This is a genomic window from Nonomuraea mangrovi (assembly GCF_042681425.1).
GTDB classification, from domain to species: domain Bacteria; phylum Actinomycetota; class Actinomycetes; order Streptosporangiales; family Streptosporangiaceae; genus Nonomuraea; species Nonomuraea mangrovi.
In genome coordinates, this window is the sequence record NZ_JBHUFV010000007.1 from 71,457 (window position 1) to 89,881 (window position 18,425).

The window sequence follows — 18,425 nt, forward strand, 5'->3', positions numbered from 1 at the left end:
GCTTGTCCGTCATCACGTGCTCACGACCGAGCGCGAAAACCGCCTGAGGCGATTGTCGGCATGTCGTGAAGGCATGTGCAGGAGGTCGTCATGGCTCGCTCGCGTATCGTTTTCTCGCTGTCGCTCGTCGCGGCCATCGCGCTGGTGGCGCTCGTCATCGGAGTGGTGGGCGGCCGGGCGACGAGTTCGGCAGGCCAGGCGACCGGAGGAGGCGCCGGCGGCGCGGCGAGCGGCAAGAAGATCGACGTGGTCATCAAGGCGAGCGACTCCTCGTTCTGGCAGACCATGATCGCCGGAGCGAAACAGGCGGGCGGCGACTTCGGCATCAAGGTGAGCACCTTCGGCCCGACGTCCGAGACGAACATCGACCAGCAGGTGCAACTGGTGGAGAACTCCATCTCCCGAGGCGCTGACGGGCTGGTCATCGCGCCGAACTCCTCCAGCGCCCTGAACTCGGCGATCGACCGGGCGCGCAAGGCGGGGCTCAAGGTCATCACCGTGGACAGCCGCGTGACCACCGCCTCGGAGGGGTTCATCGGCACCGACAACCTCAAGGCCGGCATGCAGGCGGGCAAGCGCATGTGCGAGCTGCTCAAGGCACAGGACAAGACGAGCGGCAGCGTCATGATCGAGTCGTCGGTGGCCGGCATCCAGTCGCTGCTCGACCGGGACGCCGGCTTCAAGCAGGGCCTCGCGACCACCTGCCCGCAGGTCAAGGTGGCGCTGCAACGCTTCAACAACAACGACATCAACACCGCGGCGTCGCAGGTCAACGACGCGCTGACCGCCAACCCCGACCTGGCGGGTGTCTTCGCCGACAACAACACCTCAGGGGTCGGCGCGGCCCGGGCGATCCAGGACAACAACGCCACCGACACCATCCCTGTCGTGGCGTTCGACTCCGACCCGCAGGAGAACGCCGCGCTGGCCGCGGGCACGATCGACGCGCTGGTCGTGCAGAACCCCTACTTCTTCGGCTATCAGGGCGTCCTGGCCGCCGGGATGGCCACGGTCGGCCGCATCCCGCCGCGTGACATCGATCCGGGGGCGGTCGTGGCCGACAAGAAGAACATGAACGAGCCCGACGTGAAGCAGCTGCTCCACCCGCCGACGATGAAGGCGGAATGATGGTCCAGCCTGTCGTCGAGCTGCAGGGCGTCTCCAAGGCCTTCGGTCCCGTCCAGGCGCTGACGGACGTCTCGCTCCGCCTGGTCCCCGGCCAGGTGAACTGCCTCGCGGGGGAGAACGGCGCGGGGAAGTCGACCCTGATCAGGGTGCTGACGGGCGCGCTGCGCCGCGACAGCGGCGGCTACGAGATCGAGGGCCGGCCGGTCACCGCGCCGACTCCCGCATCGGTGCGCGCGGCCGGCGTCCAGGCCGTCTACCAGGAACTCAGCCTGCTCCCGCACCTGTCGGTCGCGGAGAACCTGTTCATGGGCCGCCTTCCCGCGCGTACGGGGATCATCGTCAGAGGCCGGCTGCACGCCCGGGCCAGGGAGGCCCTCGACGAGGTCGGCCTGACGGACCTCAGCCCCGACGCGATCGTGGAACGGCTCCCGGCGGCCACGCGCCAGCTCGTGGAGATCGCCAAGGTGCTGACCGCGGACTCCGTCAAGGTGATCGTGTTCGATGAGCCGACCACGGCGCTCACCGAGGCCGAGTCGGAGCGGCTCCTCCAGCACATCCTGCGGCTTCGTGAGCGCGGGATAGCGATGCTCTACGTGACCCACCGGCTGGAGGAGATGTTCGAGATCGGCGACTGGGTGACCGTCCTGCGGGACGGGAGCCTGTCCGAGCAGGGGCCGATCGGTGACTACGACGAGGACCGGCTGATCACCGCGATGGTGGGCCGGGAGATCAGCTCGCTCTACCCGGAGACCCACCGGCACGCGGGGACGCCCGCGCTGCGTGTCAGGGGACTGCGCAGGTTCGAGCGCTCGCCGAGCATCGACCTCCACGTCGGAGCCGGAGAGATCCTCGGTATCGGCGGGCTCCTGGGGTCGGGCCGGAGCGGGCTGTTGCTGTCCATCTTCGGCGCCACGCCCGTCGTGGCGGGTGAGCTGGAGGTGGAGGGCAGGCCGGTGAAACCGTCCGGCCCGCGCACCATGATGAACGCCGGGGTGGGACTGCTCACCGAGGATCGCAAGGTGCTGGGGCTGCTGCCGGAGCTTTCGATCAGGGAGAACGTCACCATCGCCAGCCTGCGCAGCGGCTCCCGCCGTGGTCTCCTGCCCGGCCGCGAGCAGGCCGAAGCCGCGGACCGGCTGCTCGACAGCCTGAGGTTGCGGGCCGGCTCCTACGACCAGCCGGTGTCGACGCTGTCCGGCGGCAATCAGCAGAAGGTCCTGCTCGCCCGATGGCTGCTCACCAAGCCGAAGATCCTGATGTTCGACGAGCCCACGAAGGGCATCGACGTCGGGGCCAAGGGCGAGCTGTACACGGTCATCGGAGACCTGGCCGCGAAAGGGCTGGGAATCATCGTGGTCTCGTCGTACCTCCCGGAGCTGCTGGGGCTCGCCGACCGCATCCTCGTGCTGCGCGACGGGGCGGTGGCGGGCGAGCTTCCCGGATCCGCCACCGAGGAGGACGTGCTCCGCCTGGCCAGCGGCAGCGGAGGCGGCGAGATCCCTGCCGCCGAGAGCGGGGCCCCTGCGACCCAGGACAGGGCTCCATCGGTCGTGGACGAGGTCAGCGCGCCTCGGAGCACGACCCCACCGGCGCCGGACGACCCAGGAGGGGTGAGCCGAGATGCCTAAGCTGGTCTGGCGTGAGCCGATCGAGACCACCACGATCACCAACAGACCGCCGGGCGGTGAGGGACCAGGGCCGGAGGCGGGGCTGGAGACGGTGCCCAGGGCCAGGTTGTCGCCCGAGGCGGAGCCCGGGCCCCGCCGGCGGGTCATCACGCTGGGCGACATCGCCGGACGGGAGAGCGGCGGGCTCGTCGTCCTGCTCGTGGCGATCGGCGCTCTCACGCTCGCGAGCGACGAGTTCCTCACCGGCAACAACCTGTCCAACCTCGCCCGTCAGGTCGCGATCTTCGGGATCATCGCGGTCGGCCAGCTCTTGGTCATCCTGACCGCGGGCATCGACCTGTCGGTCGGGTCGATCCTCGGCCTGTCAGGCGCCTCCACCGCGCAGCTCCTGGTCGCCGGGATGCCGATCCTGCCGTCGATCCTGCTCGGGGTGGGAATCGGCACCGGGCTCGGCATCGTCAACGGCCTGCTGGTGACCAAGGCCCTGCTTCCGCCGTTCATCGCGACCCTGGGAATGCTCGGCATCGCCCGCGGCATGGTCCTGCTCAGCACCGACGCCCAGACCATCCAGGGCGTGCCGGAGGCGTTCCAGACCATCGCCAACGGCACGATCCTCGGCATCCCCAACCTTCTCATCATCGCCGCGGCGGTCACCGCCGTGATGTGGTTCGTGCTCACCAGGACGGTCTTCGGCCGCTACATCTACGCCGTCGGCTCGAATCCCGAGTCGGCCCGCCTCGCCGGCGTGCCCGTCCGCATGGTGACGATCTCGGTCTACATGATCTCGGGCCTGCTCGCCGGTCTCGGCGGGGTGCTGCTCGCCTCCCGGCTGGGTGCCGGTATCCCCACCGCGGGCACGGGCTTCGAGCTCAGCGCGATCGCCGCCTGCGTCATCGGTGGCGCGAGCCTGTTCGGCGCGAAGGGCAGCGCGATCGGGGCCGCCACCGGAGCGCTGATCATGGGTGTCCTCAACAACGGCGGCAACCTCCTGGCGATCAACGCCTTCTACCTCCAGATCGCCATCGGCGTGCTGATCCTGGTCGCGGTCGGGTTCGACCAGCTGAACAGCAGGCGGTCGGCCACCGGCGGTTGATCGACGATCCCGCGATCCGGTTCGACGCCGCGGCCCGTGAGGCGGAGACCGCCTCCGGTCGGATCCTGCGCGCGGAGACCGCGGTCCGCTCGTGGTGGGCGAGGGTGTGCTGGGGGCGGCGGTCGCCGTGGGCGACGTGGGCGACGTGGCCATCGGCCCGGCCCCCGCGCCCCAGGCAGGCGAGCCTCCGGGGGCGCGTGGGCGCGGGCGGTGTCACGACGTCAGGCGCGCGGAGCGATGCCTTCGATCTCCACCAGCAGGTCCGACCGGCAGATGTCGACGGTGAAGTAGGCGATCTCCGCCGTGTCGGAGAAGGCCTCCTCGCACTTGGCCGCGACGACGGGCACGTCCTCCTCGTGACGGACGTAGACCTTGACGAAGCGGAGGTCCTTCAGGGTCCGGCTGTCATCGATCCCGTTGGCCAGCAGGTTCTCCCTGCCGATGACCGTCGCCATGTTGCCGAAGGTCACGTCGCACTGCTTCTCGACGTCGCCCGCGTGGACCGTCCTGTGGCCGAGGATGCTGGCCGTACCGGCGACGAAGAGGTCTCCGGCGCCGTCGAGGCCGTCCGGAGTGAAGGAGGTGGCGCGGGCGAACTTCGGCGGACGAGGACCGTACCGGTGGGGATAGGAGGGGGCGGGAACCTGCCGAGGGTTCTCGAGGTTGCGCACCCGCCCGGTCCGCGACGCCAGCAGGTACCAGCTGATGCCGCCGCCCAGCGAGCCGATCCCTGTCGCGGCCGGCATGTCCCCGGCTCGCCCAGGAAGGCCGTCCACCGCCTCCGCCCGGCCGAGGCAGAAGTCCCGGTAGATCTCCAGGCCGTCCGCGTTGGCGCGATTGATGTCGTTGATGAAATGCCAGATCCGCAGGACGTTGGGATAGTCGAGTTTGGCGATCAGATCGAAGGCCGCCCGATAGGCGTGACGGACCGGCTCCCTGTACGACCCGGTCCCGGCAACCTGGCCGGCGCAGAAGAGATAGTCGCCGTCGTGGGCGTAGGCCAGGTCCTGGTACATGCCCGACGTGACGGGAGAGTCCGTCTCCCACACTTCGGTGACGAGATCGTTCTCGTCCTTGGCCAGGTGAACTCCTACGCCGGCCACGCCTGCGTGGATCGCGGGAGCGCTGTGGTGGTCGAGGAAGGCGACCCGGCCGAGAACGTGACGTCCGGACGGCGCGGGTACGCCGGAACGGAGTAATCGGCAGCCGAGTCCATGCGTGTGCGTCGCCATGTGCGCTCTCCCCCGCCTGTCAGCCCGCCGCCTGCGTCCGCAGTTGTCGCCGGCTGAGTTTTCCCGTCGAGGTTCGCGGGAGCTCCGCCACGAAGATGATCTCTGATGGCACCTTGTACCAGGTCAGCCGCTCCTTGGCCGAGTCGGCCAGCTCGCCGCGGATCGTGGCGTGACCGCTCTCGTCACCCTTGGCGATGACGTAGGCCAGCAGCCTCGACGTGCCGTCCCCCGCCCGGGTCGAGCAGACCGCCGCCTCGATCACGAGCGGATGCTGCGCGAGCACGTCCTCGATCTCCGCGGGGTGCACGTTCTGCCCGCCGACGATCTCGATGTCGTCCGCCCTGCCGTGGATCCGGATGTAGCCGTCGTCGTCCACGGTGGCCGTGTCACCCGTGGGCCACCACGTGCTCTCGCCGTGCCGCGGGACCTCCGACGGGGAGCCGATGCCGGGAGCGATGGTGGGCCCGGCGACCTGGAGGTTGCCCTCGCCGCCCGCGGGCAGGGGCTCGCCCTCGTCGTCGACCAGCCGCACCCGGAAAGGGGACAGGCAGCGGCCCACCGTGCCCTCCCTCGCGTCCGCCGGGCTGTTGGCGGCGAAGACCTGCCCCACCTCCGTGGTGCCGAGGACGTTGAGCAGCCTCCCGCCCAGCACCTCCCGCAGGTCGGCCTCCAGGGCGGGGGCGAGCACCTCGCCGGCGGTGACGGCCAGCCGCAGGCCGTCGAGCGGCGAGGGGTCGGGCTCGGCGAGGAGCCTGGCGTAGAAGCTGGGCTGGGCGTAGAACACGGTGACGCCGAGGTCGCGGATCGCGGCGAGCGCGGCCGCGGGCGCGGGCCGCTCCGGCGCGAGTACGGCTGCGCTCCCGCTGAGCAGCGGATACAGGAGCGTGTTTCCGAGCCCGTAGGAGAAGTACATGCGGGACACGGAGAGACTCACGTCGTCGGGCTTCAGGTCGAGGACCCGGCCGAACGCGGAGTCGAAGACGTAGGGGTCGCCGTGCGTGTGGAAGCACAGACGGGGACGGCCCGTGGTCGTTCCCGAGGTGAGGAGGGCGATGCCGGGGGTGTCCATGTCGCATTCGGCCGCCGCGGGAACCGGAAACCGTCCGGGCTCCGACGGGATCAGAGCCGGGGTGACCGTGGCACCGTCGAAGACGCCGGCGATCCGCGGGTCGGCGACGGTGAGCTTCGGCCGCGCGAGCTCGGCCGTCTGCCGCAGCTCATCGGGGTGGAGGTCGGCGTTGACCAGAGCGACGATCGCCCCGAGACGGAGCGTGCCGAGGACGGTCCAGACCAGGTCGATGCCGTCCGGCAGCGACGCCAGCACCCGGTCTCCCCTGCCGACGCCTGAGGCGGACAGGAACCCGGCCACCCGCTCGGCCCCGGCGAAGACGTCGGCGTACCGGTGGACGGTGCTTTCCGTGAGATAGGCCGGGCGGTCGAGCCACCCCTGATCACGAGCGGTTCGAGCAAGGCATTCGGCGAGATTGCGGTCGCCCGTCATCGGACATCTCCTCTGAATCGTCAGAACCTGTTCGCTGTCCCACCCCTTTTGTGATCTTCGTGAGCTTTCTACATTGCCTGACTCGGGAGCGTCAATAGTGTTGATGGGGCAGTAACGAGGCGGCGACCGCGCGTGCCCGCTCATGGTCACCCAGGCGAGGCCGCCCGCCGGAATCGCGTTACCGTTGCGCTGTGATCCGCGCCGTGGTGGTCGACATGGACGACACTCTCTGCCTCACCGAGGCGGTGTGTTTCGAGCTGGAGAACGAGGTGCTGACGCGCATCGGCCGCGAGCCGATGTCACGCGGCGTGCACATGTCGACGTGGGGACAGCCCCTGCTCGACGCGATGACACGGCGCTCGCCGGGCGTGGACCTCACGGCCTTCGCCGCCGCCTATCAGGTCGTGCTGCGCGAGTACGTGGGGGACGGCCGGCTGGACGTCGTCGCGCCCGAGAACCTCCGGGCGCTCGACGAGCTCGCCGCCGAGGGCCGCAGCGTCATGCTCCTGACCTCGCGCACCGAAGGGGAGGTGGAGCACCTGCTCGCTCCCGACCACGTGCTCGCGGGACGGCTCAGCGCGGTCTACCACGCGGGCAACACGCGCTTCGGCAAGCCCGATGCCCGTGCCTTCGACGAACTCCTCGCGGCCACGGGACTGCGCCCCCGCCAATGCCTGTACGTCGGCGACTCCCCCGGCGACGCGCAGGCCGCCAACGGCGCGGGCCTGCGCTTCATCGCCTCCCTGCAGAGCGGGGTCAGGCGGCGGGCCGACTTCGACGCCCACCACGTCGACGCCTTCATCGACGCGTTCCCCGACCTGGTCGGGGCGGTGGCGCGTCTCGACGGTCAGAGCCCTTGAGGCGCGCTCCCTCATATCGAGGGCGGGCCGGACGCCTCCCCCACGGTGGGCGGACCGACGGCGGCGCGCAGCCGGGCCACCGCCTCGTGAAGTCGCTCCGGGCTGAGCCTGGCGTAGCCGACCACGATCGCGGGGAACGCGGCCCTGCCGTACGCCGACAACGGGGTGGTGGCGATGCCGTGGTCGCTCAGGTGGGCGGCGAGCGCGGCGTCGTCGGTCCCCTCGGGCAGCCGGAGCACCACGTGCAGCCCGGCGGCGATGCCGTACGGACGCCATGAGGGCAACTGCTCGGCCAGCGCGGCCAGCAGCGCGTCGCGCCGCCGCCGATAGGTCGACGTGGTCCTGCGCAGATGCCGGTCGTAGCCGCCTTCGCGGAGAAAGTGGGCGAAGGCCGCCTGCTGCAGGGTGCTGACGCCACGGTCGTGCAGCTCCTTGCGCCTGACGACCTCGTGCCTGAGAGCCGCGGGCACGACCATCCAGCCCAGCCGTACGGCGGGCGCGAGCGTCTTGCTGAGCGTGCCGAGGTAGGCGACATGGGAGGGGGCGAGCCCCTGGACGGCCGACAGGGGCGCGCGGTCGTAGCGGTACTCGGCGTCGTAGTCGTCCTCGATCACCAGCCCTCCGGCGCGCCTGGCCCAGTCGGCCAGCGCCCGGCGGCGGGCCGGATGCAGGGCGACGCCCAGCGGGTACTGGTGGGCGGCGGTCACCACGACCGCGCGGCTGCCGGTGCGTTCCAGCGCCTCCACGTCGAGACCGTGCTCGTCGAGCGTGACCGGCTCGACGCCGAATCCGTGCAGTTCCAGGAGGTCGTGCAGGTCCCTGTTGCACAGTTCCTCGACCGCGACCGTGGTGTGACCCCGGTCCCTGAGGACGGCGGCCAGCAGGCCGATCGACTCGAAGGTGCCGTGGGTCACCACCACCTCTTCCGGCCCCGCGCTGACCCCGCGCACCCGACCCAGGTAGGCGGCGAGCTCCGCGCGCAGTCCGGCCAGGCCGGCCGGATCGGGATAGCTCAGCTCGGCGTCGGCCAGCCCCGCGAGCCCCGCGCGGGTGGCGGCCAGCCACGCGGTGCGGGGAAAGGCGGCCATGGAGGGCAGGCCCGGTCTCAGCGGGATGAGCTCGCGGCGGGGCCGCGTAGGCGGCCCCTCGCCCTGCTCGGCCATCGCGACCCCCTCGGCGACCCTGGTCCCTGAGCCGCGCCTGGCCACCAGGTAGCCCTCGGCGGTGAGCTGGTCGTAGGCGGCGGTCACGGTGCCTCTCGCCACTCCGAGCTGGGCGGCCAGGTCGCGGGTCGAAGGCAGGCGGACGCCGCCGGCCAGGCGGCCGGTCCTGACCGCCTCCTTCAGTGCCTGTTCCAGGGCGCGACCGCGGGCCCCGTGGGGCGCGGAGGAGATCGCGGGCAGCAGCAGCTCTCGCGAAGTGGACCAGTCACTCGACACAGGTGTGGACCTTATATATGGGCCACCCTGGGCTCAAGGTGCTGCCATGAGACAAGCATGGATCTCCTTGGCGGTCCTGTGCTCGGGCAGCGCGCTCGGGCTGCTGGATTCCACGATGATGAACGTCGCACTGCCCGCGGTCAGCGCGGACCTGGGAGCCGGGATCGACGAGCTGTTCTGGGCGCTCAACTCCTACCTGTTGACGGCCACCGTGCCGCTGGTCACCTCCGGACGGCTCGGCGACCTCTTCGGCCCCAAACCGCTGTTCCTGGCCGGAATCGTCACCTTCACCCTCGCCTCGCTGGCCTGCGGGCTGGCCACCACCCCCGGGTGGCTCATCGCGGCGCGGGCCGTACAGGGGCTGGGATGCGCGCTGTTCCTGCCGCAGGGCACAACGTTGGTCACCCAGCTCTTCCCCCCGGCCAGGCGTGGCGCCGCCTGGGGAGTGTGGGGTGCGGTCTCCGGCGCCGCGGTCGCCGCGGGACCGGCGATCGGCGGTTTCCTGGTCGAGCCGATGGGCTGGCGCGGCATCTTCCTCGTCAACGTCCCCGCCGGTCTGCTGCTGACCGTCCTGGCGGTCAGGCTGTTGCCGCGCAGGCCCGTCGACCGGCTGCGCAGGTTCGACCTGCTCGGCACGGTGTTACTGGGGCTGGCGCTGTTCCAGATCGTCTTCGCGCTCATCGAGGCCGCGCCGTGGTGGCTGGCCGGCGGCGCGCTCACCCTCGGCGCGTTCCTCCTGGTACAGCGCGCACGTCAGCACACCGACCCGCTGGTGCCGTTCGCCGTCTTCTCCTCACGCACGTTCCGGCTGATCACCCTGGGCCAGACGGCGTTGCCGTTCGGCGTCTCCTCGACGGTCCTGCTGACCCTGCTGCACCTGCAGGCGGGCGCAGGGCTGTCACCCCTGCGGGCCGGTCTGCTGTCCGGGGTCGCCCCCACGGTGTCGATCCTGTTCGCGCCGCTGTCGGGCAGGCTCACCGACCGCTTCGGCGGCGGGTACGTGCTCCTGTCGGGGCTGGCCCTCATGACCGTGGGCTGCGCCGTCCTCGGCCACGCCGTGTGGAGCGGGAACGGCCTGCTGTCCGGGCTGGTCGTCTTCGGGATCGGCATGGGGGTGGTGTTCGCGCCTCCGGGGGTGCTGGCCATGCGTGACATCGAGCCAGGGATGGCCGGTGCCGCCTCCGGCGTCTTCACCCTCAGCGGCAGGATCGGCGGGGTCGTCGGCACCGCGGTCGTGGGAGCCGTGCTCAAGCATCTGCTCCCTGCGGACGCCCTGGCAGGACGGTCGATCAGCGCCGAGGTCAGCCACGCGGTGGCCCTCGCCTACACGCTCCCCGCCGTCGCCCTGGCGGTGGCGGCCGTCCTGGCCCTCGCCGCGGAGAGCCCTTCGCGGCGGCCCGCACGTATGCCGGCCTGACCAGCAGTGTGCCCGCGCTGCGCCGGCGATCTTGACCTTCTGATGTACTTCATACTATATATTGTGTATGGATTCGGAGCGCTCGGTCACGTCAGCGCGCGATGTGGCATACGCGTACCTGCGCAACGGCCTGATGGAGGGGTACCGCCGGCCCGGGGAGATCCTCGACGACGCCACGATCGCCCAGGAGATCTCCGTCAGCCGGACGCCGGTCCGTGAGGCGCTCATCCAGCTGGAGCGCGAGGGCATGGTGACCACCCCGCCCCGCCGCAGGCCCAAGGTGGCCGAGGCGCAGCCCGACGACCTGGCGCTGATCATCGCGCCGCTGGGGACGCTCCACGCCCTGGCCGCCCAGCTCGCCGCGCCGTCCGCGACCAGCGACGACGTGGCCGCCATGCGCGCCCACAACGCCGAACTTCTCCAGGCGGTGCGGGACGACGACTTCGGCAGGGCCCGCCTGGCCGACATGGCCTTCCACCGCGTGCTGGTGCGGAGGGCGGGCAACAGGTTCCTCACCTCCTCCATCGAGTCGCTGGAGATGCACACCAGTCGCGTCGTCTCCCTGTACTTCCACAACCGGGGGCCCGACGGGCAGTCCGCCCGCGAACACGACGAGATCATCCAAGCCGTCGTCGACCACGACGGCGCCGGGGCGGCAAGGGCCACGCGCGACAACTACCTGCGAGGGCTCAGCCTGGCCGGGGAGGACACATGACGGTCCGGTCGGCTGCCCAGGTCGTCGAGTCCATGCGGGGAGACCCGCGCACCGACCCCGACGCTGTCAACCTGTCCCCCGACACCCAGGCCAGACCGACAAACACGATGCGCGAGACCGTCGCACGACCCACCGCCGGAGACGCGCAGACCCGCGCAGATCCGACCATCCTGGCGCTCGAGGAGCGGATCGCAGACCTACGCGAACATCAGACGGCACCCCTCCCACCCGACGCGCGAACCCACACCGAACCGACCACCCAGGCGCTCGAGGAGCGGGACGCGGACCTGCACGAACATCAGGCGGCACCCCTCCCACCCGACGCGCGAACCCACACCGAACCGACCACGCAGGCGCTCGAGGAGCGGGACGCGGACCTGCACGAACATCAGGCAGCACCCCTCCCGCCAGCGGGCATCATGCGCGATGAAGTCGCGGTGCGGTCGCACGTGGGCTACAGACACGACGAGATCCTCGCGGAGGCGTCCACGCACCTGATCAACGCTGAAGCCACTGTCGTCGTCCCCGGCGGCGCCCCGCTCCTCACCTCCGGCCCACGGGCGTGGTCGCCGTGAACGAGCTGCCTGGCCGCGTTCTCGTCACCGGAGCCGCGGGCGCCATCGGCCGATCCCTGCGAGGCACCCTCCTGCGGAAGGTCGCGCACGTCCGCCTCTCCGACATCCGCGCCGTCGGCGAGACCGCCGGCCACGAGGAGTACGTCCCGGCCGAGCTCACCGACCTCGACCAGGTCAGAGCCGCCGTGCACGGCATGGACGCGGTGATCCACCTCGGCGGCGTCGCCGACGAGGCTGACTTCGCCTCGATCAAGGGCCCCAACCTCGAGGGCGTCTACAACGTGTTCGAGGCCTGCCGACTCGAAGGAGTATCGCGAGTCGTCAACACCAGCTCCAACCGCATCACCGGCTTCTATCCCGCGGGCCGGACGCTCGACGGGCAGGAAGCCGTCCGGCCCGACGGCCTGTACGGCGCCGCCAAGGCCTTCGGCGAAGCGCTCGCCAGCCTGTACGCGGACCGCTTCGGTCTCGACGTCGTCTCGGTGCGCGTCGGGTCCTTCGAGGAACGCCCGTCCGAGTCGCGTCACCTGCACACGTGGCTGAGCCCGTCCGACGCGGCACGGCTGTACGAGGCCTGCCTGAAGGCTCCGGCAGGGCTGGGCCACGTCACGATCTACGGCGTCTCGCGCAACACGCGCTCGTGGTGGTCACAAAACGCGGCGGCGAGTGCGCTCGGATACGCGCCGAGGGACGACGCCGAGAAGTTCGCCGACCGGCTCCCGCCGTACACCGAAGTTCACCAGGGGGGTCAGTACACGCACTACGAGTACGGAGGATGGGCCGCCAGACCCGACACCGGCCGTACTCCTTGACCCAAGGGGAGCACCTGCTCACGAAACGCCCGGCACCCCAGCACCCCAGCACCCCAGCACCCCAGCACACCAGCACACCAGCACACCAGCACACCAGCACACCAGCACACCAGCACACCAGCTCCCGAGCACACCAGCACACCAGCATCCCAGCATCCCAGCTCCCGAGCACCCCAGCACACCGGCACCCCAGCTCCCCAGCACACCGGCACCCACAGAGCCCGCCCGATCGCCGCGATGACGGTCGGCACGACGCTCGCGTGGTACGACTTCTCCGGTCACGCGGCGCCGGTCTCACCACAACGCCCACGGACGCGGCCCACGCTCCACTGCTCTGGAGTGCTTCCGCCGCGTGCTCCTCGAAGCCGCTGTCGCAGGCGGCGTCACTGAGACGGTTGAGATTGTTGCGCTTTGACGGACACCGTTGGTGTGGCCAAGCTGCCAGGGCAACCGGGGTCGCGAGCCGGGAGACTGTCATCGCGCTGGAGCCTCTGCGCCACCGCATGGGTGACCCAGGACCCCTCACCCCACCCCCCTGCGCGCCGCATAGCCAGCCCGGGCCCCACACCACCCCTGCGCGCCGCAGCATGGTCGCTCGGGGAGCCTTCGCCGAGCACCTTCACCAACCACAGGGCGGCACGACCACGGCAACCGCAGACACGGCCCACGCACGCTGGCCTCATGCGGGCTCGGGCGGCACGCGTCAGCCCGGCTCGGCTTCCAGGTAGGCCAGCACCGCCATCACCCGCCGGTTGTGGTCGTCGGAGGGTGGCAAGCCCAGCTTGGTGAAGATGTTGTTGGTGTGCTTGCCGATCGCCTTGTCGGTGACGAACAGCCGGGTGGCGATCGCGGCGTTGGACATGCCCTCCGCCATCATCGCGAGCACCTCTCGCTCCTTCGGGGTCAGCTCGCCCAGCGGCTCGTCGCGCTCGCGCCGGATGAGGAGCTGGGAGATCACCTCGGAGTCCATCGCGGTGCCGCCCGCCGCGACCCTGCGTACCGAGTCGACGAACTGCTCGACGTCGCCGATCCGATCCTTCAGCAGGTAGCCCACTCCGCCGGAACGGTCGGACAGCAGCTCACGGGCATACAGCTGCTCGACGTACTGCGAGAGGATCAGCACGGGCAGCTCCGGATGCCGCTTGCGTGCCTCGAGCGCGACTCGCAAACCCTCGTCCGTCAGGGTCGGCGGAAGCCGCACGTCGATCACGGCCACGTCGGGACGGTGCCGGATCAGCGCGTCGAGCAGCATAGGCGCGTTGTCGACGGCCTCGACCACCTCGAAGCCGTGCGCCGACAGGAGGCGGACCAGGCCGTCTCTCAGAAGTGCGAGATCTTCGGCGATGACAACGCGCACGGTAGCTCCATCGTGAGTTCACTTGGTCCGCCGACAGGACTGTGGACGGCGAGCGTGCCGTCGAAGGCTGAGAGGCGACGGCGGATCCCGGCCAGACCGGTGCCCGCCACGAGGTCGGCGCCGCCCCGGCCGTCATCGCCCACGGTCAGGCGCAGAACGCCGCCCGAGTGGCTCAGCCGTACCCACGCTCTGGTGGCCAAGCTGTGCTTGGCCACGTTGGTCAGGGCCTCGGCGGCCGCGAAGTAGAGCGCGGACTCGACGGGCGCATCGGGGCGGGCGGGCAGGTCGATGTCGACCTCCACCGGGATGGGGCACAGCAGCGAAGCGGCCTGGATCGCCCCTGCGAGCCCCCTGTCGGCGAGCACGGGCGGGTGGATGCCGCGCACCAGGTCGCGCAGGTCGACCAGGGCCTGACCTGCGGACTCCCACGCCTCCTGCACCAGGTCTCTGATCTGGTCGGGGTCGCTCGCGCCCCTGACCAGCCCGAGGTTCATCCGGACCGAGATCAGTCTGGCCTGCGCGCCGTCGTGCAGATCCCTCTCGATCCTGCGCAGCTCGGCCGCCTGCGCGTCGACGGCCGCCGCCCTCGACTCGGTCAGTTGCCTGACCCGCGAGGCGAGGGAGGGCTCGGGCCTCAGCATCCGCTCCGCGAGGCGTGCCTGCAGCGTGTGCAAAAGCGGAATCGCCGCCAGTGCGATCACCACGAAGGTCACGATCGCCAGTGACAGAGTGAGCGTCGCCGACATGCCGGCCTCCGCCGTACGCAGGCGCACGATCTTCCAGGCGGAGGCCAGCAGTGCCCCGACGGACATGAGGCAGGCGGGCCCGACGACGGCGTGGACGGCCAGCCAGGCCAGGTCGCGGACAGTGCGGCCTCGCGGCGACGGCTCGGTGATCCGATGACCGAGGACACCGGCCGCCCGCGCGCGCTGGAGGCGGGTCAACGCGCGGACCACGACGAGCAGACGTGCCAGCAACGGTCTGCCGAGACCGCCGAAGGGGACCAACGCCGCGCACATCCCTACCAGGACGAGCAGCGGCCAGGCCGCCGCCCCGGTGACGGCGTTCAGCAGCAGACCCGCAGGGGGCTGGAGGAGGTGGCGGATCGTGCGCACATGAAGAGTCTGCCGGATCGGCGGTGCGATGACGGTAGGCCCAGGCCTACCCCGGCGGGGGTGAAATCCCACCCGGAAGGTGGGTGGAGGCCGATGGATGATTCGGCGCCGCACATCAAAGCTGGAGGCCGCAACCAGCGCAACGATGGGGATCACATGATCGAAGTAACTGGCCTGACGATGCGGTACGGCGACGCGCTGGCGGTCGACGACCTGACCTTCGTGGTGAAACCCGGCCTGGTGACCGGCTTCCTCGGTCCCAACGGCGCGGGCAAGTCCACCACCATGCGCGTCATCCTCGGCCTGCAGGCGGCTGACGCCGGGACGGCGCTGGTGGGTGGCAGGCCGTACGGCTCGATGCGAGAGCCCATGCGGGAGGTGGGCGCGCTACTCGACGCGGGGGCGGTGCACGGCGGGCGCAGCGCCGCCGCGCACCTGTGGTGCCTGGCCCGCAGCAACGGCATCGGCCGGGCACGGGTGGGCCATGTGCTGGATCAGGTAGGGCTGGCCGAGGTGGCGAGCCGGCGGATCGCCGGCTTCTCGCTCGGCATGCGCCAAAGGCTCGGCATCGCGGCCGCGCTGCTCGGCGACCCCGGCGTGTTGATGTTCGACGAGCCGGTCAACGGGCTGGACCCCGAGGGCATCCGCTGGATCAGGGAGCTGATGCGGCTGCTGGCCGACGAGGGTCGCACCGTCCTGGTGTCGAGTCACCTGATGGGAGAGATGGCGCTCACCGCCGACCATGTGGTGGTCATCGGGCGGGGCAGGTTGATCGCCGACACCACCATGTCGGAGCTGGTCGCGCGGTTCCAGCGAGGGGTGCTGGTCCGGGCAGCCGATCAGCCCGCGCTGGCCGGGCTGCTGGTGTCCGTCGGCGCGAATGTGCGGGAAGAGGACGGCGGGCTTTCGGTGAGCGGCCTCGACGCGACGCGGATCGGCGAGCTGGCTCTTGCGCGCGGGATCGCACTGCGGGAGCTGACGCCGCGCAACGCCTCGCTGGAGGAGGCCTTCATGGAACTGACCGAGGAGAGCGTCGAGTTCGGCGCGGGGAGAGCAGCCGGATGATCGACGCCATCGCCTCCGAGTGGCTCAAGTTGTACTCGCTGAGGTCCAATCTCTACCTTCTGGCTTTCTCCGCGCTTTCGGTGCTGCTCTGCGCCGGCGTGACCTTCATGGTCATCCGAGGCTTCGACAACCAGACGGGAGACGAACGGCTGGCCTTCGACAGTCTCGGCGCGGGGCTGGGTACCGGGCTGCCCGTCGCCTTCTTCGTCATGGCCGCACTCGGCGCGCTGTCGATCACCTCCGAGCATGCCACCGGCCTGATCAGCACGAGCCTGGTGGCCGTGCCCAGACGGCAGCTCTTCCTGTTCGCCAAGATCCCGGCGCTGGCGGCCGTCACCCTGGTCGCGGGACAGGCGCTGGTGTTCGGCATGCACGCCGTCACGCAGGCCGTCCTCGCGGAGCGCGCCGGGCAGGTCCTGATCGACGGCCGGACTCTCGGCGCATCCCTGGCCGACCAGGGCGTGATGGCGGAGCTGCTGGTGACCGGAGCGGCCATGCCGCTGGTCGCCATGATGGGACTCGGCCTTGGCGCCGTCATCCGCTCGACCGCGGGCACGCTGGTCGCCCTGATCGTGATCCTCTTCGTCCTGCCGGTGGTCGCGCAGACGCTGCCCCGACCGTTGAGCGCCCAGGCCGGCTCCTTCATGCTCGGAAGCTTGCCCGACCAGATCGTCGCCGGAGAAGGCCCCGGCATCCTGCCTCCGCTCGCGGCCCTCGCTCTGCTGATCGCGTATCCCGTGCTGGCGCTCACCGCGGGGGCGGTCGCGATCGCCGTCCGCGGCCGCGGAAGCAGGCCCCTGGTCGTGGGAGGGCTGCTCACCACTCTGCTCGCCGCGACGATGACGATCCCCTCCAGCGCCTCGGCTTCGGCATCGACGCTGTCGTGGAAGCCGTGTGGCGGCGACCTCGAGTGCGCCTCCGTCCAGGTGCCCGTGAACTGGTCGAAACCGTCGGGCCGGAAGGTCTCCATCCAGATCGCCAAGCTGCCGGCCACGGGCACTCACCGCCGGATCGGCACGGTCTTCGCCATTCCCGGCGGGCCGGGCGGCTCGGGTATCGAAGACCTGAAGACGAAGGGCGGCAGCTTCACCGACCTGCGCCAGCGGTTCGACGTGGTCAGCCACGCCCCGCGCAACACCACCGACCTGGGCGTCATCCCCTACGACTGCCTCGCCACCGGCCCCTGGATCACCGTGCCGCGTGATCGCGCCGAATACGACAGGCTGGCCGAGCGCAACAGGGAGTCAGCCGAACGCTGCCGCAGCTCCGATCCCGAATACTTCGACAACCTCGACTCCGGATCCGTCGCCAGGGACATCGAGGCGATCCGCGTCGCCCTGGGTGAGCAGCGGCTGAGCTTCATCGCCACCTCCTACGGCGGAGTGGTCGCCACCACCTACGCCCGCCTGTTCCCCGGTTCCATCCGCGCCATGTACATCGACGGCAGCGTCAACCACCTCGCCGACCAGGCCGCCCACGCGAAGGAGAGATACAAGAGCATTGAAGGTCAGTTCACCCGGTTCAGCGCCTGGTGCGAATCCGCGCCCACCTGCGCCCTGCACGGACGAGACGCGGCCACCGTCTGGCGTGGCCTCCTCTCGAGGGCCGACCGCTCCCCTGTTCCCATGAAGGGAGGACGGGCCGCCTACAGCGGCTTCGACTTCATCGTGGCCGCCGCGCCCGATCTGATCAGCCCAGGTCCCGCACCCGACTTCCCCAACTGGCAACGATTCGCCAGGGTCGTCGACAAGGCCCTGACCGGGGATGCCTCCGGCTTCTCCGACTATGTCGCGCAGGCCACGAACAGCTTGAAGGTTCCAAGCTTCGCCGGGATGAACGTGACCCACTGCCCGGATGGGCTGGGCTTCAGGAGCTACGAAGAGTTCCAGCGTATGAAGGCACTCGGCGAACGGATCTCCCCGAACTTCGCGGGAAACGCGCTGTGGCATCCACTCGCCTGCGTCGGCTGGCCGACCCCTGTCACCAACCCCGCCGGCCCGCTTCCCGCCGACAGGCTCCCGCCCTTCCTCGGCGCCGGCTCGTGGACCGACCATGACGATACCGCCGACATCGTGACGCGTGTGCCCGGCTCGTCCACGGTCCGCTACAACGGCTCCGGGCACGGGCTCTACCTATCCGGCAACAAGTGCACGATCTCGCGCGCCAACCGCTACCTCACGTTCCTCCGCCTTCCTCCGCGCGGGACCACGTGCGAACCGCCGGCCGCCGCGTGACCGTCACAAGTGATCCCTGCCGCGCACCAGCGGGGCCGGGATCCCGCCCCATGCACCCCCGCCACACCCACCGCCCAGCCCACAAGCAGCCCACCCCTCCACCCCACCGTCCAACCCGGCCCGAGAACGAATCCCGCCCACGCACCCCCGCCACACCCACCGCCCAGCCCACAAGCAGCCCACCCCTCCACCCCACCGTCCAACCCGGCCCGAGAACGAATCCCGCCCACGCACCCCCGCCACACCTGCCGCCC

The 18,425-nt window shown here is 70.6% G+C and carries 15 protein-coding genes; 10 read left to right on the top strand and 5 right to left on the bottom strand.

Annotated elements, in window-relative coordinates:
* Positions 1 to 90: 90 nt before the first annotated feature.
* The 3 genes from ACFSKW_RS05805 to ACFSKW_RS05815 are packed head-to-tail and all read left to right on the top strand — an operon-like array spanning position 91 to position 3,849.
* On the top strand, positions 91 to 1,128 hold the full coding sequence (locus tag ACFSKW_RS05805) for an ABC transporter substrate-binding protein (RefSeq protein ID WP_379569918.1): 1,038 nt from the start codon (positions 91 to 93) through the stop codon (positions 1,126 to 1,128).
* On the top strand, positions 1,125 to 2,756 hold the full coding sequence (locus tag ACFSKW_RS05810; RefSeq protein WP_379569920.1) for a sugar ABC transporter ATP-binding protein: 1,632 nt from the start codon (positions 1,125 to 1,127) through the stop codon (positions 2,754 to 2,756). The genes ACFSKW_RS05805 and ACFSKW_RS05810 overlap by 4 nt, the downstream gene beginning before the upstream one ends.
* Positions 2,749 to 3,849, top strand: coding sequence for an ABC transporter permease (locus ACFSKW_RS05815; RefSeq protein ID WP_379569922.1), 1,101 nt, complete (start codon positions 2,749 to 2,751; stop codon positions 3,847 to 3,849). The genes ACFSKW_RS05810 and ACFSKW_RS05815 overlap by 8 nt, the downstream gene beginning before the upstream one ends.
* A 221-nt stretch (positions 3,850 to 4,070) precedes the next feature.
* On the opposite strand, the gene ACFSKW_RS05820 is transcribed toward ACFSKW_RS05815, so the two are convergent.
* On the bottom strand, positions 4,071 to 5,081 hold the full coding sequence (locus ACFSKW_RS05820; protein WP_379569924.1) for an FkbO/Hyg5 family chorismatase: 1,011 nt from the start codon (positions 5,079 to 5,081) through the stop codon (positions 4,071 to 4,073).
* Between the two features lie 19 nt (positions 5,082 to 5,100).
* Entirely contained in the window at positions 5,101 to 6,582 is a 1,482-nt protein-coding gene (locus ACFSKW_RS05825; RefSeq protein WP_379569926.1) for a class I adenylate-forming enzyme family protein, read from the bottom strand.
* 191 nt (positions 6,583 to 6,773) lie between these two features.
* Between ACFSKW_RS05825 and ACFSKW_RS05830 the strand changes: the two genes are divergently transcribed.
* Positions 6,774 to 7,442 (top strand): HAD family hydrolase, encoded by a 669-nt coding sequence (locus ACFSKW_RS05830; RefSeq protein WP_379569928.1) that lies wholly within the window; start codon positions 6,774 to 6,776, stop codon positions 7,440 to 7,442.
* An 11-nt stretch (positions 7,443 to 7,453) separates the two neighbouring features.
* Here ACFSKW_RS05830 and pdxR read toward each other — a convergent pair whose 3' ends face one another.
* Positions 7,454 to 8,881 carry a MocR-like pyridoxine biosynthesis transcription factor PdxR gene (pdxR, locus tag ACFSKW_RS05835; protein WP_379569930.1) on the bottom strand — a complete coding sequence of 476 codons (1,428 nt, stop codon included), beginning with the start codon at positions 8,879 to 8,881 and terminating at the stop codon, positions 7,454 to 7,456.
* Positions 8,882 to 8,927: 46 nt separating this feature from the next.
* On the opposite strand from pdxR, the gene ACFSKW_RS05840 reads away from it, so the two are divergent.
* From ACFSKW_RS05840 to ACFSKW_RS05855, 4 genes are all read left to right on the top strand, one after another.
* Positions 8,928 to 10,298: an MFS transporter gene (locus ACFSKW_RS05840; protein ID WP_379569932.1), complete on the top strand. Its 1,371-nt coding sequence runs from the start codon at positions 8,928 to 8,930 to the stop codon at positions 10,296 to 10,298.
* Between the two features lie 67 nt (positions 10,299 to 10,365).
* Positions 10,366 to 11,013 carry a GntR family transcriptional regulator gene (locus tag ACFSKW_RS05845; RefSeq protein ID WP_379569934.1) on the top strand — a complete coding sequence of 216 codons (648 nt, stop codon included), beginning with the start codon at positions 10,366 to 10,368 and terminating at the stop codon, positions 11,011 to 11,013.
* Positions 11,010 to 11,588 carry a PLP-dependent aminotransferase family protein gene (locus ACFSKW_RS05850; RefSeq protein WP_379569936.1) on the top strand — a complete coding sequence of 193 codons (579 nt, stop codon included), beginning with the start codon at positions 11,010 to 11,012 and terminating at the stop codon, positions 11,586 to 11,588. The genes ACFSKW_RS05845 and ACFSKW_RS05850 overlap by 4 nt, the downstream gene beginning before the upstream one ends.
* The gene (locus ACFSKW_RS05855; protein ID WP_379569938.1) at positions 11,585 to 12,400 is read left to right on the top strand and encodes an NAD-dependent epimerase/dehydratase family protein; all 816 of its coding nucleotides are present in this window, start codon (positions 11,585 to 11,587) and stop codon (positions 12,398 to 12,400) included. Before ACFSKW_RS05850 ends, ACFSKW_RS05855 begins: the two co-directional genes overlap by 4 nt.
* A 703-nt stretch (positions 12,401 to 13,103) precedes the next feature.
* Here ACFSKW_RS05855 and ACFSKW_RS05860 read toward each other — a convergent pair.
* Both ACFSKW_RS05860 and ACFSKW_RS05865 read right to left on the bottom strand, forming a co-directional pair.
* Complete coding sequence (locus ACFSKW_RS05860; RefSeq protein ID WP_379569940.1) at positions 13,104 to 13,757, bottom strand: response regulator transcription factor; 654 nt, start codon at positions 13,755 to 13,757, stop codon at positions 13,104 to 13,106.
* Positions 13,721 to 14,872 (bottom strand): sensor histidine kinase, encoded by a 1,152-nt coding sequence (locus tag ACFSKW_RS05865; RefSeq protein ID WP_379569942.1) that lies wholly within the window; start codon positions 14,870 to 14,872, stop codon positions 13,721 to 13,723. The genes ACFSKW_RS05860 and ACFSKW_RS05865 overlap by 37 nt, the downstream gene beginning before the upstream one ends.
* A gap of 156 nt (positions 14,873 to 15,028) precedes the next feature.
* Here ACFSKW_RS05865 and ACFSKW_RS05870 point away from each other — a divergent pair, with 156 nt between their 5' ends.
* Entirely contained in the window at positions 15,029 to 15,937 is a 909-nt protein-coding gene (locus ACFSKW_RS05870; protein WP_379569944.1) for an ABC transporter ATP-binding protein, read from the top strand.
* The gene (locus tag ACFSKW_RS05875) at positions 15,934 to 18,171 is read left to right on the top strand and encodes an alpha/beta fold hydrolase (RefSeq protein WP_379569946.1); all 2,238 of its coding nucleotides are present in this window, start codon (positions 15,934 to 15,936) and stop codon (positions 18,169 to 18,171) included. The genes ACFSKW_RS05870 and ACFSKW_RS05875 overlap by 4 nt, the downstream gene beginning before the upstream one ends.
* The last annotated feature ends 254 nt before the right edge of the window (positions 18,172 to 18,425 follow it).

What these genes read in the sequence shown, in the direction of transcription:
- ACFSKW_RS05805 (WP_379569918.1), top strand. Translation starts at nt 91, where the DNA reads ATGGCTCGCTCGCGTATCGTTTTCTCGCTGTCGCTCGTCGCGGCCATC.
- ACFSKW_RS05810 (WP_379569920.1), top strand. Translation starts at nt 1,125, where the DNA reads ATGATGGTCCAGCCTGTCGTCGAGCTGCAGGGCGTCTCCAAGGCCTTC.
- ACFSKW_RS05815 (WP_379569922.1), top strand. Translation starts at nt 2,749, where the DNA reads ATGCCTAAGCTGGTCTGGCGTGAGCCGATCGAGACCACCACGATCACC.
- ACFSKW_RS05820 (WP_379569924.1), bottom strand. Translation starts at nt 5,081, where the DNA reads ATGGCGACGCACACGCATGGACTCGGCTGCCGATTACTCCGTTCCGGC.
- ACFSKW_RS05825 (WP_379569926.1), bottom strand. Translation starts at nt 6,582, where the DNA reads ATGACGGGCGACCGCAATCTCGCCGAATGCCTTGCTCGAACCGCTCGT.
- ACFSKW_RS05840 (WP_379569932.1), top strand. Translation starts at nt 8,928, where the DNA reads ATGAGACAAGCATGGATCTCCTTGGCGGTCCTGTGCTCGGGCAGCGCG.
- ACFSKW_RS05845 (WP_379569934.1), top strand. Translation starts at nt 10,366, where the DNA reads ATGGATTCGGAGCGCTCGGTCACGTCAGCGCGCGATGTGGCATACGCG.
- ACFSKW_RS05850 (WP_379569936.1), top strand. Translation starts at nt 11,010, where the DNA reads ATGACGGTCCGGTCGGCTGCCCAGGTCGTCGAGTCCATGCGGGGAGAC.
- ACFSKW_RS05870 (WP_379569944.1), top strand. Translation starts at nt 15,029, where the DNA reads ATGATCGAAGTAACTGGCCTGACGATGCGGTACGGCGACGCGCTGGCG.
- ACFSKW_RS05875 (WP_379569946.1), top strand. Translation starts at nt 15,934, where the DNA reads ATGATCGACGCCATCGCCTCCGAGTGGCTCAAGTTGTACTCGCTGAGG.